Origin of the sequence: Alteromonas sp. MB-3u-76 (genome assembly GCF_002831605.1) — a bacterium.
In the GTDB taxonomy this organism is placed as follows: Bacteria; Pseudomonadota; Gammaproteobacteria; order Enterobacterales; family Alteromonadaceae; genus Alteromonas; species Alteromonas hispanica.
On sequence record NZ_CP025115.1, the window covers coordinates 2367275 to 2381694 of the forward strand.

The following is a 14420-nucleotide window of genomic DNA, read 5'->3' on the forward strand; positions in this document are numbered from 1 at the left end:
CAAGCGAATAACGCTGAATACGAAGAAAGCGTAATAAAAATGAGGAGGCCTCTTACTCTTAAATGCTAATTAGAGCAGTAAGAGGCCTTTATGCTGCAACCCTATTCTGCAGAGACGACACACGTAACACCAGCAAGGGCAGTTAAGTTTGTGCTTGTGTCACTCGCCTCATCACTAGCACTCACTTTACTTACATTGTTTTCATAGCGAAGAAAGCAACTATCGCCCTGTTTTAACAGGGTAAATACAAAAGCGGGATTATTATGCCGTCCCTGAATGGGTAGCCCTCGATTGTCTTGCATAGCTTTGCGCTCAATAGTTACCGTGGACGATGTAGTAAAAGCGTTACTAGCCAGGGTTATTGATTGCCCGCTAAATTGCGCACTCATCGCTGCTTTTATTTCAGCCAGTTGTTTTGACACTTGCTTGGCAGAAGTTTTTGACAACAGCGCAGGCTGAAATGGCAAATCGGTGCTTGGCATTTGTGTTTGCTCTGATTTCGCTGAAAGCTCCGCGCAACCAGCGATAAGCAAAACCGTGCCCACTATAAACGTTGCAGTAATTGTCCTGCCTTGCCCAAGATTTAATCGCCCAAGACACCATCGTCCCCGATAGCACAGTCCCAGCCCCCTTTGCCTCATAACCATTATTGTTTTTCTCTTAAAATAGGTTCGTTAATTTTATTGTGCAAAATTAACGCATCGCGTTCTTTATGAGGAGCTTTAATTGCCAACGATGTTTTCGCTGTACCGAAACTCGACTGCACTTGCTGACTTTGTTCTGCAAATGCTGTGCCTTCTGTACCAGCTGCACTTGCTGGACATGAACCAGTTTGAGCATACGCAAGGGCCGCGGCTAACATACCTTCATTGGCGTCACCTAACGGATTCGTGAAGTCATCTGCCACTGAGCAGCCTGGTAACTCAAAGGCAAAGTTGGGTGTAGAAGTAGGAATGAATCCATCTGCAAAATCACCGAACCCTTTATTATTTACGCCTTGAAATTGAATAGTAAAATACGTAGTGCCGCAGTTGTCGGTAGGATAGAAACCATACGGTTTACCGCAAGTAGGAGAGCCTATTTGTACCACCTCAACATCAATGCCTCGTAATGAGTTGATAACAGCTTCGCTCGCTGAGCAAGTCGAGCCGGTAGTAATGACGTAAACCGTACTCACCGACAAGCTAGGTAGTAACGTATTAGTGAGGACTCCCTCGTTATAATCTATTTCGTTTGAATAAAATGGCGTTGGTCTAATGGTGCCGCCAGTAACGGGGTTGGTTGTTGGGTATTTATCATTAAATTGCAATGTTTCAAATATTGCATTGTTCGTCTGGTTTGGCCCCGCCACCATATAAGACAGCTGTGACGCTAACGCTAACAGCCCTCCTCCGTTGTAACGCAAGTCAATGACCAGCTCAGTCACGTTATTATCAATAAATTGCTCGAAGGTGGAAATTAATGAATCTTGGGCTGTGCGAATGAAAGTATTAAATTGGAAGTACCCTACCTTGCCTATGTCAGTATCGAGGATCCGAACATTTTGCACCGGAGAGACTTCAATATTTGCCGAGGTAACGCTCACTGTCAGTTCACTGCCATCAACTAAGTCGAAGGTAAAGTTAGTTGTTTTTCCACTTTCAGAAGGAAACAAGCCTGCGTTTATCACATCAACCGCTTCTTGCGTATTCGCGTTAACAAAATCAACACCATCCACAGTTTTTAATGATGCGCCACGTGGAATACCTGCCTGAGCAGCAGGTGAATTGGGTTCTGTGTACTGCACAATAAGCTCGCGCGGGGTCACTAAACTGACAAATTCCCATTCAAAACCATAACCCGATGAAACGCCGGTTTGGGTAAGCGTATTATATTCATCTGTTGCCCGAGAGAAGTGAAAATTATCTTTGAGTGTTCCGGTTGGGGTTAACTCCGTTGTTTTAAGTTGATCGAAGTAACCCGCAATTGTGAAATTTGCCGGGTCGTTATCTTCAACTTCGTCATACCAGAGGTAAGTGTCATTGGTCCATGAACGCATCCACAGCTTTTCATCCATAGCTGTGCCCTGTTCATCTGGATACGCGTTTCCAGAAAAAGGATCGATACCACTTCTAGGTGCTACGCATTGATTGATAAACTCAGACTCAGGTTCATAAACTCCAGCTTGCCAAACAGGCTCGCTGGGAGTTTCTGCTGCAGGAGGAGCAACGGATATGGGATCTGGTGTAGTTGAGGATGAGCCACTTCCACCACAGGCAGAGAGTGCGGTGGCAATACAGGCGAGAGAAAACCAGCTCTTTACATCTACGACTTTCATTAATTCGCTTCCTTCTATAAAGCAGCTATATCTGCTCATGAGTTTTACGAGACCATGTTAACTCGGCATTGATTGTATAGCTCAGTATCAAACCACTGATTTAACCGAGAGGTTTGCTCAACACGCCTTGTTCGCACTCGTTCTAACATTACCTATTACCAAGATATTGCCACAAGGCTTTCGTGTTTAACATTTATTGAGTTTAAATTTTTGTAAACAAATGCAAAGCAAGCATAAGCGAGAAAATCATTTTCTAATGGGTAAAAAGCCCACATCTGTCTCGGTTAAGCTTGAAAGATAAAGTCCCTCGGCTGTTTGAAGTACTCCTGTGGTAAAAGAGTATTCTCCAGAAGGTGATTGAAGGCTTTCTATTATTTGTCCTGTTGGGCCTACTTTTATAACGTGACCGTATTTGACTGCGTTTGGCCTAAGTGCGGCAGGAAACCTCTGGATGATAGTTCGCAAGAAGGGTTTGTTTGACAGGTAATCGATTAACTTATTTCGGGGTGTTGCCAGCCCAACCCAGAGATTTCCCTCGCTGGTAATACTCAGATTGTCGGGAAAACCTGGCAAGTTATCGACTAAAGTTTCAACCGAACCGGCTTTGGGACCTTGCAACCAATAACGCAGAATACGGTAACTTCCGGTCTCATTAACAAATACGCAATCTCCATTATTCGACACCGCTACGCCATTGGCAAAAACAAGCCCGCTTATAAGTACCCGGCTCACTTTGGTTGCCGGGTTAAATTCAATAAGCTTTCCGTGACCTCTATGCTCCATAATTTCCAGCAAGCTTGCATTTAAGGTGCCCTCGAAGCGCTGGGCAGAAAACTTTGTGGTGGCATCCGTTAAATAAATTACGCCATTTTCGGCTACATCGACGTCGTCTGCATAAACAATATCTGCGCTTTCTTGCTCGCCTAGTTCAACGGTAACTTTTCCTGTTTTATCTATTTTTAGCAACCCCATATGAGCATCTGCCACATACAAATTGTCGGCACTATCATAGGCCAGCCCAAGTGGTCTGCCGCCAGTATTTACCCATGGTTTAAACACTGTATCGCTTGGTCCCTTGAGCAAAATATTCCCTGAGTGACTGGAAACAGCAATAACTCCTTTGCTATTGATGGCAAAGTCCTCAGGTCCATAATCGCTTCCCATGTCAATACGCTGAACTTTATCGAGTTTATTGTTAGCCTTGAGTGTTTTAACCGACCCTTGACTTGAGGGCGCCTGCCAAGAAACCGGGTCAATTGAAACCGGCCAAAACAAAAGGTAAACCACAGTGAAAAGTAATAAAAAAAGAAACAATAAAAATAATGCGCGCAAAAGGTTTCTCCGACTGTTTTTTTAGAGCTTATCAACTTAATCAACAGTAACCGCTTTTTTTTGATTATAAGCTGTTATTCACTAAGCCCACTCTTTGCCTTAAGTTTAACCCGCGTTTAGATGGCTACGCATAGAAATCGCAAGTAAAATTACAATTCATTAAGTATCAAACTTTTGCAGTACCAAGCTATGTATTAACACTAACCATAATCTGTGTCGAAAGGTTTGTGTAGTTCTATATGTATTTCTTACTGTTTAGCACCCTTGTAGTTACATTGGGGGGAATGGTGACCTTTCAGGCACTTTTCGCCCCTCTTGTGTTTATCAAATTACCGAGTGATGTAGCACGTCCCTTCATACGAAAATTTTTTCCGTTTTACTATTTATACTTCGGCGCACTTTCCGCTATAGCGACCGTTGCCGCTGCGGTTGATACACGATGGGAACAGGTATTCATTCTTGTTCCAGTTACACTGGGTTTTGTTATAAGCCGGCAAATACTCATGCCGTTGGCAAACGAAGCCACTGATAGTCAACAAAACAGTAAATTTCAGCTTTATCATCGTTTAACTGTGTTGATTAACACGGTGCAACTTGTTGCGCTAGCGCTGTGTATGTACTGGCTCATTCCGTCGCAGCTCGCGTATGGAGGGTAATGATTATGTCGTCAATCAGTAAAAGCGTGTTATCTCGCACTAGCGCAAAGGTAGATAAAGAATTGCGAGCCAGCCACGCCGGAGAAACAGGTGCGGTGTGGATTTATCGCGGCGCCCTAACCGCAGAATTTCTGGTTAGTTTGGTGAGTTTCTCTCGCTCCCCCCATAAAAATAACAAAGCGCTTAGCGTTAAGGCATTTGCCAACGAACATCTGCAAACAGAGAAAACGCACCTAAGCATATTCGAGAACGAAATGCCCGCGTTTCGCGGCAGTTATATGCTGTTGCTATGGATGGTTGCGGGTTTCCTAACCGGAATTATTCCTCGCATATTGGGGCGTAACTGGTTCTTCTACACAATTTACTGTGTTGAATATTTTGTCGACCAGCATTACGAGGCGCAGTGCTGTTTACTTGAGAATGTTGACCCTTTGCCAAGGGAAGTACTACGAAAATTCAGGCATTGCCAACAAGACGAACAAAGTCATCGAGACGAGGCCTATCAAGCAATGACATCAACACCTTCCTTTACGATGAAGCTGTGGGGTAAGATTGTGGGTAAAGGCTCGGCAGCGGCAGTCGCTGTCGCAAAACTCATCTAATTTGAACAGTATTAATACACGGTAGGCATGGGAAAGCGAAATAGGGTACGAGAACCAAGACAATGTGATAAGTGCGGTGTTGAAGCCGACATTCAATTTCGTGTTTGGTTTGAAGACAAATGGCACATTGTATGTAAACAGTGTCAGCTGGAAGCTTCTGATGCATCTGATTACATGTATGGCGGTACATGGAAACGTAAAAAGCGACATTGATAGCAAATTAGCTATGCCTGCTAAATATGCCTTCTAGCGTTACCGACCATCTTTACCGACCAGCTTTATCAACCAAGTAAGATGTTTAATTTACACACTCTTGCCACTTTTCGACTAATTGTACTTCCGCAAAGAATGAAAATAGCGGAAGATATACGCATAACGCAACATGGCCCAAACACGCTTATATCAGTTTTTGCTTGAAGGCCATCGAAAACAAGGTAAGACAATGCCAAAGGCAAGTGAAATTAAAAAAAATCACACCATCGTTTATGGTGGCAAAACATGTATTGTGAGAGATATTGAACGCTCTGTTCCCCAAGGCAGAGCCGGCGGCAGTATTTACCGCATGCGCATGTATGACGTGGTAAGCGGCGCTAAATTCGACGAAACTTTTAAAGATTCAGATATGCTAGAAATGGCTGACTTAGTGCGCCGTCCGGTGATGTTCTCTTACATGGATGGCGATGAGTATGTTTTTCTTGATAATGAAGATTACACTCCTTACCACTTAAATAAAGAAAGCATTGCCGATGAAGCGTTGTTTATTAATGAAAAGACTGAATCTATCCAAGTCTTAATTGTAAGCGACGTTCCCGTGGCCCTCGACCTACCTATGAGTGTAGAGCTTGAAGTGGTGGAAACAGACCCGTCAATCAAAGGGGCGTCTGCAACATCGCGAACTAAACCTGCCACCTTATCAACAGGTCTTGTTGTGCAAGTTCCCGAGTACATCAGCACAGGTGAGTGCATAAAGGTAAACACGGAAGAGCGTAAATTTCAAAGTCGCGCCTAACGTTTGAGTAAAACTATTCTCTGGTCAGCCTAAATCCATCATGGCTGAAAATTATAGATGAAAGGCATAAAAATGTATGGTCCGCCTCGTTATTGCAATGATTAATTTCGATAACGGGGTTGGTTATGCGCTAATGTATTCGGAGTCTGTTTAGGCGCTTTCGCAACCCGCTCCACGATGAGATCCGCGCTGGATTATCCTCAAAAAACCGAAAGCTTCTGAGAGCTGTTTTTTATGTCAGGTTTTAATCCAGTGGTTCTACCGTTTTCGTCATCATATTTATCATTGCAAACCCGGTGCTAACGCTTTGCTGTTGAATGCTTTTTTTGTTTTCATCACTGCCCATGCTATTCGGGCCAGTTTGTTGGCCAGGGCAACGGTTACAACATTGAATGGCTTGGTGGCGCGTAAATTTATCAACCACTCGCCATAAATCTTTCCGGTCTTATCCGGCCTGGACATAACCGCCCTGGCGGCATGGATAAACAAGGTTCGGAGTTCTTTGTTACCCCGCTTGCTTATCCCCAGTAATTTGGGTTTACCGCCAGTTGAGTACTGCGCTGGAACTAACCCTAACCATGCAGCCATGTTTCTTCCGTTTTTAAAATCCGTAGCGCTACTGATGTTGGCAATACAAAGGCTGGCGGTCATATCGCCAATACCTGGGATGGTTTTAAGAAGCTGCCCTATCGGGTTTGTATCAACCAGTTGCTTTAGCTTTTTATCTTGTCTCTCAATGTTCCTGTTAAGGAGCAGGTAATATTCGTGCAGCTCCATGAGCTCTTCCATAAGTAACCCTGGCAAGACCTGCCGCTGCTGTGAAAGCCAGTTAAACAGTTGCTTCATTACGCTATGGCCTGTTGGAAGTGCAATGCCAAACTCCAGCAGTAAGGAGCCTATACGGGACATGCAGGCTGTTCTGTCTTTGACATAACCATGCCTTGCTTTATGAATAGCTGAAATGACCTGGGCTTCTTCAGATTTGACGCTGACAAACCGCATTTTCGGTCTTATTGATGCTTCGCATATGGCCTCTGCATCAATAAAATCATTCTTATTGCTTTTAACGAAAGGTTTTACGTATTGTGGCGGGATTAGTTTGACCGTATGCCCCATCAACTCACACTGCCTGCCAAGCCAGTGCGCACCGCCACAAGCTTCGAAAGCAATTGTGCATGGCGTTAATTGATGAAGATAGTGAATGAGTGCCGAGCGGGAAAATTTTTTGCGAATGATTTGATTATCTGAATAGTCGCGGCCTATCACGTGAAAAGATGATTTGCCTAAATCGATTCCAAGAACTTTAATAGTAGACATGATGGTTCGCCTCTTTGATTGCCTAACTCTAAGATTAGCTTAGAGGTGAGGCGGACCATCTAATTAAACCGGATAAGCGATTGCTTATCCGGTTTTGACGTTCTATCGATTGAGAAAACTCAGTTTTTAAGCTGCTGCACTCTCTTCTTCAGTTTCTACCACCTCGTGGCTAAGCAGATATTCAAAAGCCGCTAGTGATGCTTTTGCGCCCTCGCCCATCGAGATAACAATTTGCTTGTAAGGCACAGTTGTTACATCGCCCGCAGCAAAAATGCCTGGCTCAGACGTATGGCATTTGTCGTCAATAACAATTTCGCCATATTGTGACATTTCTACCGTATCTTTCATAAACTGGCTGTTTGGCACTAGACCAATTTGAACAAAGACGCCCGACAACTCCTGAGTATGGATTTCGTTCGTGCTACGATCCTGATACTCGATGGCGTTTACTTTGCCATTTTCCGCAGTAATTTGTCGCGTTGCAGCGTTTTTAATAATGTTGATGTTATCGCGCTTGTTTGCTTGATCTACAAGTACTTGGTCGGCCTTTAACTCTGGCATAAATTCAAATACCGTTACCGATTTAACGATGCCCGCCAAGTCTAACGCAGCCTCTATACCAGAGTTACCACCGCCAATCACTGCTACGTCTTTGCCCTTAAAGAACGGGCCGTCGCAATGCGGGCAATATGCCACGCCATTACCTACATTTTCTCTTTCGCCTGGCACTCCAAGCTCTCTCCAGCGTGCGCCTGTGGCAACAATAATACTGCGAGTGCGAATTTGCTCTCCAGAGGACAAGGTAATGGTTTTAACATTGCCCTTTTCGATGTTATCTACACGCACGTGCTCTTTTAACGTAATATCATAATCGCGTACGTGTTCCATCAGGTTACCAACCAGCTCTGGTCCTGTGGTTTTTGGCACTGAGATAAGGTTCTCAATACCCATAGTATCTTTAACCTGTCCGCCGAACGTCTCTGCAACAACAGCTACTTTCAAGCCTTTGCGAGCGCTGTATATTGCCGAAGCAACGCCTGCCGGGCCGCCACCGATCACGGTTACGTCTTGTAACGGTAAGGTTTCCCCTTTATTCGCCTCTTTTAGACCGGGGTTACGCTCAAGCAGCTTATCGATAAGAACCGACGCATCTACCTTGCCGTTGGCAAACAATTCACCGTTTAAATAAACGCTAGGTACGCCTTGAATGTCACGCTCTTCAATAATGTTCTGATACAGTCCGCCATCAATCATTTCTGATGTGATATTGGGATTAATCAAAGCAAACTGGTTAAGTGCCTGTACAACGTCTGGACAGTTGTGACAGCTTAAGCTTATAAACACTTCAAAGTTCAGTGGCTCATCTACTGCTTTTACAATTGAAACCACACTGTCATCTAGCTTTAATGCAGTGCCTGATGCATGAAGCATTGCTAGGATCAGTGAGTTAAACTCATGGCCGCCAGGAATTCCTGAAAACCTGATCCCGGTGTCTTCGCCGTCAGCCTCTAGTAAAAAGCTGATTGAACTACGAAGCTCGCCATTGGTTTCGCGTTCTTCAACGCTTAATTTTTCGCTTACACCTGCAATGTCGGACAGAAAGCTAACAAGCTCTTCGCGCTTGCTATGTTCACCGGTCTGTACGACGAAGGTTACGTTTTTCTGCATTGATTCGGTGTACCCCTTCAATGCTTGTAAAATTTCTTTAGTTAACACGGTTATCCTGCCTTATTTTCGACACGCCGATCCCCGCTAATCAAATTTATGACTAACACGTGAGCGGAAATGGGTAAGTTAAATAGAGGGAGCGAGAGTTCGCTCCCTTACGACTACTTAAAAAGTAGCGCTGATGCTTAGATTTTGCCTACTAAGTCTAGAGAAGGAGCTAGTGTTGCTTCGCCTTCTTTCCATTTAGCTGGGCAAACTTCACCTGGGTTAGCAGCAACGTATTGTGCGGCTTTGATTTTGCGCACTAGGTCGTCAGCGTCACGGCCAATACCTTCAGACGTGATTTCCATTGCTTGTACGATACCTTCTGGGTCAACAACGAATGTTGCACGGTCAGCTAGGCCCATTGTTTCACGCATACAATCGAAGTTGCGAGTGATTTCACCTGTTGGGTCGCCAATCATAGCAAACTTGATCTTGTTGATAGTGTCTGAAGAATCGTGCCATGCTTTATGTGTGAAGTGAGTATCAGTAGATACTGAGAATACTTCTACACCGCGAGCTTGAAGCTCTTCATATTTATCAGCGATGTCACCAAGTTCAGTTGGGCATACAAATGTGAAGTCCGCTGGATAAAATACGAAAACTGCCCATTTACCTTTGATGTCTTCACTACTTACGTCAATAAATTCACCGTCTTTAAACGCAGTTGCTTTAAAAGGCTTTATAGCAGTATTAATCATTGCCATGTTACATTCTCCATTGTCTTTTTAAATAAGAGTGGTTTTAAATTAGATTCGTAGGCCTATGGCATACGAGAGTAATCTTTACGTATATATCGAGCACTTGGTTTTACCGCTTAATGGCTTTTTGCAGGTGCCCTTCAACTTGGTGTAAAGAATAACGCGCCATTTTATAAATTACTAATTGGTAAATGTGAATCGCCTAATCAAGATATTGAATCGAACGACTAAAATTTATCAAATTTGTTTAAAAACAACGCGATAACAGTGGAGTAGCCTGATGCGACATTCGCAATTAGCAAAAGAAATAGCCAGAGTTGATGGTTCATCTCCATCAAGGTCAATTGGAAAACACCTCAAAATGGCGTCTAGTCCATTTGTTTTTTTCCGTGGCACTGCCCAGCTATTTTACTCCGACGTCTATAATGGGGTCATATCGACGCCAGACAACCTACAAAATATTCCTTTGACCAGTGTTGTTGGCGACTGCCACCTATCCAATTTTGGTTTTCTTACCGAGGAAGGCTCTCATGGCGATACAGTCATTTTTTCTCCCAACGATTTTGACGACGCCTGTGTTGGGCGAGCTGAATGGGATATTTTGCGTTTACTTACCTCGCTGTCTCTAACACAAGTTCACTGCGAGGGAGTTGCAAACGGTACCTATCGTTTTGACGACATTGATACTAGTAAACCAGTTATAAGCAAAAATGCTGTTACTGAGGCGCAGCAAACGTTGCTATCTACTTATATTAACACCTGCGAGAATGTAACAGCAGATGCTAGCGTTATCTACGATGCTGTTGATTACCGCCCAGATAAAAGCCCATCTAAAATTGCTAAATTATACGACAAGGCTGCTATGCGAAGCGCTGGTGGCGATGCGTTTACCACTAAAAGCGCTTTGGCTAGGGCGGTAACCTTCAACGACGACCCCCTAACATTTAAAGCCAATAGAGGTAAATTCACACCTTTAAACGCTAAGGAGTATCAAGAACTCTATAATGCATTTGCGCCTTTTATGGATGATACTGTTGTAGATATAGTTAAAAGAGAGAACGCGGGCACGGGTTCTGTGAATATGGACCGATTTTATTTTTTAGTCGGCCCCAGAAAGCCGCATACCGCAGAAAGCTTTTCTCAATGTCACATTGTTGAAGTAAAACAGCAGCGCGAAGCTGCCCCGCTACATCACTTTAAATCTCTTTGCCCGGTCAACCTGCTTAACCCTGCGCATCTAACGGCACGAAGCCAACGAAGAATGCAGCGTCACGCCGACCTTATTCTCGATGAAGCCATTTACAATGATAAACATTTTCTCATTCGCTCTCGCCATCATGCAAAAGTAGGCATTACCCCTGAAGATGTCGCTATGGGCAATAAAGCGGTAAATGGAGGCTTTAACTATGTTGCCGAGCTCTGTGGATACACGCTTGCCCTAGCCCACTGTCGGGGAGACAGACGCAGTACTCGGTTTGCCAATGCTGCAGCTAGCGTGCTAACAGAAGAACGTGACAACCTTGTCGCAATTGCTAATCAATATGCAGAACTAGTTCAAAGCGACTACACATGGTTTTGCGAAACAATCGCTAAAGCCTAGACTGGGTTTAAGCTCACTTGGAGGATAAAACCACCAAAAGATATTCACGATAGCGTTACTTATACGGGTAACGCGCCTCATATTACGCAATTAATCTTTTAAGTAAACTTACTCAAACCACCTTAACAACTGATTTTACTGTATATTTTTAAAATCAGGTTGAATAAGAACTAGTCATATTTACGCTAACAAAAGCCCTATACGGTAATCATAGCAACACAAAAGTTGCGGCCTTTACAGGCACTTAATGATAAAAAAAGATTACTACAAAAGGGAAAAAACACGTGAGAACATAACTCTCTAAACTCAGTGCCGGCATTCTTTCCGCACTATCGCTTGCTGCGGCAAGTCATGCTGTATATGCCAACGACATTGTTATTAGCGGCGTTATTGATGGCCCTCTTTCAGGCGGTGTGCCAAAGGCTGTTGAGCTCTATGTGATTAATGATGTAGCAGATCTATCTACCTATGGTATTGGAAGTGCCAATAACGGAGGCGGAAGCGACGGTGAAGAGTTCACTTTTCCATCTCAAAGTGTTTCAGCAGGTACCTATCTGTATGTTGCATCAGACATCGATGGCTTTACCGCATTTTTTGGTAATGCACCCGATTTTGACAGCTCGGCAATGGCAATAAATGGCGACGATGCCGTAGAGCTTTTTAAAGACGGCAATGTGGTAGATACGTTTGGCGACATTAATGTTGATGGCAATGGCACTGCTTGGGAATACCTTGATGGTTGGGCATATCGCACTAATGGACAAACCGCAAACGCTGGCGCTTTCAATGACGAAAATTGGGCTTATAGCGGAGCTAATGCACTTGACGGCGCAAATACAAACGACGAAGCGTCTACCCCGTTCCCTTTAGGCACATTTACCACAGAAGGCGGTGGTGATGTAGAGCAGCCACCTGTAGAACCTCCAGTTGCTTTAGGCGTTTGTGGCGACGATGCAACACTTTTAAGCACAATTCAAGGCGCTGGCACCGCATCTGAAGAAGTGGGTAACAATCATATTGTCGAAGCCATCATTACCGGTAAACGCCAAGGTGGTTTCTTTATTCAAGAAGAAAACGCTGATAGCGACAATGACGCAATGACGTCTGAGGCAATTATTGTGGAAGGCGAAACCGACATCGCCGTTGGCAACATTGTTCGTTTGTATGGAAATGTAGCCGAGAACTTCGGTATGACAACCTTAGAGATGGATAGTGACGTCGTACCTGCTGATTGCGGTACAAGCGATGATATCACTACTATTAATATATCTATGCCTTACGAAGAGGACTTAGAAGCCTATGAAGGTATGTTAGTAAGCGTTACCGATGCCACAGTAACCAGTACTAACTCTCTTTGGCGTTTCGGTGAAGTTGTGGTGAGTGATAGTGTAAAACGCCAACCAAGCGATGTAGCCGCCCCATTATCTGAAGCCTACGCAGCTGCACAAGCAGAAAGCGAAGCCAGTCTTTTAACGATTGAAGATAACAGCGGTTCACAATACCCAGACGCTATAAGCTTTTTCCCTAATTTTAACTACGCAAACGCCATCCGAATTGGCGACACTGTGTCTGCTTCGGGCCCACTGAATTTCAGCTTTGGAACTTACCGTATCAATCCTACCGAGGTGATTACCGTTACTTCAACCCGTGAAGATACACCTGTGGTAAGTGAGGGCAATTTGTCGGTTGCTACGTTCAACGTTTTGAACTACTTCAACGGTGATGAAGATGAGAATGGTGAGCTGACTTTCGACTACGACAATAATCGTGGTGCTGACAGTGAAGAGGCATTCGCACTCCAGGAAGGTCGAATAGTTGAAGCTATCGTTGATTTAAATGCCGATGTTGTTGGCCTAATGGAGATCGAAAACGATGGATTTGGTAATGACAGTGCCATTCAGTCATTACTCAACGCAATTAATGCACAGCTTGGCGAGGCAGAGCAGTACGCGTTTATCAGCACGGCTGATAACACTCAAATCGGCACTGATGCTATCACCGTTGGATTATTGTACCGCGGCACTGTTGTTACACCACAAGGCGATGCAGTGACAGTGGCAATGCCTGAACAACAGATATCTGAAGATAGACTTGCGAGAATGCGTCCGTCATTGGTGCAAACATTTGAACACATCGAAAGCGGTGAGACCTTTGCGGTTGCTGTGAACCACTTCAAATCGAAGGGATCGCAGTGTGCGGAAGACATCGCTGAGGCGCCATCAGAAATAGATACCATTCAGGGTAGCTGTAACGCGCTTAGAGTGTCAGCTGCTATTACGCTGGGCAACGCTCTTAACGATGAAACTCTGCCTGAACGTAAAATTATACTAGGTGATTTGAACGCATACAGCGCAGAAGACCCTGTTGCGGTACTGACTCACTATACGCCAGAAGAGCGCGGATACACCATTAAAACTGCGGTCAGCACTGGAATGGATGAGGGTGAATCGGTAGAAGTAGATACAAGCTATGGATACCATAATCTTGCAGAAACATTCGACGAAGACGGTTTCTCTTACTGGTTCTTTGGTACAGAACAAGTGGGAAGCCTAGACCATGTTTTAGCTAGTGATGCCATGCTTGCAGATGCTGTAGATGGGACGCATTGGAATATCAACTCTGTTGAAGCTTATCAACTGCAATACAACCAAGCTCTTCGCTTCTATCCAGACGAAGAAGGTTATGCGTTTACCGATGTAGGTCCGTTTAGAAGCTCAGACCACGACCCGTTCATTGCTACGTTTAACTTGGTTGCAGACGATCCTGCTCCACTACCAGTGCCTGTTGAAGAGGAAGATAGCTCGGGCGGCTCTATGGGAGGTTTATTAACATTGCTTGCTGCAATGGTTGGTTTTCGCCGCTTCTCTCGCGTGGATACTAATAAGGCGTAAAAAACGTCACTAGTAAGTTGGATTTACCGATAAATAAAGGTCCTTTAATCACTTAAAGGGCCTTATTTTTATTGTTTATTAGTTTTTTTTAGCTGTAGAAGCTTATCCTTGAACTGACATTTTTATCCATAGATTTAGATACCATCTGATAGGCAGCTTTAGACAAGTTACGCACGGTCAATTTTGCATCACCGTATTTCTGGTATTGCTAAAAGCAAATAAAAATGCTGGATTAATGCCAAACTACTTACTGCGCTTGGCAACTTAAGAAGCAGCGACAACGAT

General features: G+C 44.2%; 11 protein-coding genes. 5 read left to right on the forward strand and 6 right to left on the reverse strand.

Annotated features, from left to right (window positions below; translation table 11 throughout):
• Positions 1-101: 101 nt before the first annotated feature.
• From CW735_RS10585 to CW735_RS10595, 3 genes are all read right to left on the reverse strand, one after another.
• On the reverse strand, positions 102-482 hold the full coding sequence (locus tag CW735_RS10585) for a hypothetical protein (protein WP_157812681.1): 381 nt from the start codon (positions 480-482) through the stop codon (positions 102-104).
• Positions 483-646: 164 nt separating this feature from the next.
• Entirely contained in the window at positions 647-2317 is a 1671-nt protein-coding gene (locus CW735_RS10590) for a S41 family peptidase (RefSeq protein WP_100972047.1), read from the reverse strand.
• Between the two features lie 246 nt (positions 2318-2563).
• On the reverse strand, positions 2564-3649 hold the full coding sequence (locus CW735_RS10595; RefSeq protein ID WP_232368264.1) for an SMP-30/gluconolactonase/LRE family protein: 1086 nt from the start codon (positions 3647-3649) through the stop codon (positions 2564-2566).
• A gap of 239 nt (positions 3650-3888) precedes the next feature.
• Between CW735_RS10595 and CW735_RS10600 the strand changes: the two genes are divergently transcribed.
• From CW735_RS10600 to efpL, 3 genes are all read left to right on the forward strand, one after another.
• The gene (locus CW735_RS10600) at positions 3889-4305 is read left to right on the forward strand and encodes a DUF4149 domain-containing protein (RefSeq protein ID WP_071979803.1); all 417 of its coding nucleotides are present in this window, start codon (positions 3889-3891) and stop codon (positions 4303-4305) included.
• Positions 4305-4907 (forward strand): demethoxyubiquinone hydroxylase family protein, encoded by a 603-nt coding sequence (locus CW735_RS10605; RefSeq protein WP_232230473.1) that lies wholly within the window; start codon positions 4305-4307, stop codon positions 4905-4907. The genes CW735_RS10600 and CW735_RS10605 overlap by 1 nt, the downstream gene beginning before the upstream one ends.
• A gap of 442 nt (positions 4908-5349) precedes the next feature.
• Positions 5350-5916, forward strand: coding sequence for an elongation factor P-like protein EfpL (gene efpL / locus CW735_RS10615; RefSeq protein ID WP_100973239.1), 567 nt, complete (start codon positions 5350-5352; stop codon positions 5914-5916).
• A 282-nt stretch (positions 5917-6198) separates the two neighbouring features.
• On the opposite strand, the gene CW735_RS10620 is transcribed toward efpL, so the two are convergent.
• The 3 genes from CW735_RS10620 to ahpC form a co-directional block, all read right to left on the reverse strand.
• A complete protein-coding gene (locus CW735_RS10620) occupies positions 6199-7233 on the reverse strand; it encodes an IS110 family transposase (RefSeq protein ID WP_100970746.1) in 1035 nt (344 codons plus the stop codon).
• A 126-nt stretch (positions 7234-7359) separates the two neighbouring features.
• Positions 7360-8949: an alkyl hydroperoxide reductase subunit F gene (ahpF, locus tag CW735_RS10625; protein WP_100972051.1), complete on the reverse strand. Its 1590-nt coding sequence runs from the start codon at positions 8947-8949 to the stop codon at positions 7360-7362.
• A gap of 137 nt (positions 8950-9086) precedes the next feature.
• Positions 9087-9644 carry an alkyl hydroperoxide reductase subunit C gene (gene ahpC, locus CW735_RS10630; RefSeq protein ID WP_442855912.1) on the reverse strand — a complete coding sequence of 186 codons (558 nt, stop codon included), beginning with the start codon at positions 9642-9644 and terminating at the stop codon, positions 9087-9089.
• Positions 9645-9924: 280 nt separating this feature from the next.
• Between ahpC and CW735_RS10635 the strand changes: the two genes are divergently transcribed.
• Entirely contained in the window at positions 9925-11244 is a 1320-nt protein-coding gene (locus tag CW735_RS10635) for a DUF2252 family protein (RefSeq protein ID WP_071979807.1), read from the forward strand.
• A gap of 317 nt (positions 11245-11561) precedes the next feature.
• Positions 11562-14135, forward strand: coding sequence for an ExeM/NucH family extracellular endonuclease (locus CW735_RS10640; protein WP_071981272.1), 2574 nt, complete (start codon positions 11562-11564; stop codon positions 14133-14135).
• The last annotated feature ends 285 nt before the right edge of the window (positions 14136-14420 follow it).

Bases quoted from the DNA above. Each gene is read 5' to 3' on its own strand.
- CW735_RS10585 (WP_157812681.1), bottom strand. From the start codon at position 482: ATGCCAAGCACCGATTTGCCATTTCAGCCTGCGCTGTTGTCAAAAACT.
- CW735_RS10590 (WP_100972047.1), bottom strand. From the start codon at position 2,317: ATGAAAGTCGTAGATGTAAAGAGCTGGTTTTCTCTCGCCTGTATTGCC.
- CW735_RS10600 (WP_071979803.1), top strand. From the start codon at position 3,889: ATGTATTTCTTACTGTTTAGCACCCTTGTAGTTACATTGGGGGGAATG.
- CW735_RS10605 (WP_232230473.1), top strand. From the start codon at position 4,305: ATGATTATGTCGTCAATCAGTAAAAGCGTGTTATCTCGCACTAGCGCA.
- efpL (WP_100973239.1), top strand. From the start codon at position 5,350: ATGCCAAAGGCAAGTGAAATTAAAAAAAATCACACCATCGTTTATGGT.
- CW735_RS10620 (WP_100970746.1), bottom strand. From the start codon at position 7,233: ATGTCTACTATTAAAGTTCTTGGAATCGATTTAGGCAAATCATCTTTT.
- ahpC (WP_442855912.1), bottom strand. From the start codon at position 9,644: ATGATTAATACTGCTATAAAGCCTTTTAAAGCAACTGCGTTTAAAGAC.
- CW735_RS10635 (WP_071979807.1), top strand. From the start codon at position 9,925: ATGCGACATTCGCAATTAGCAAAAGAAATAGCCAGAGTTGATGGTTCA.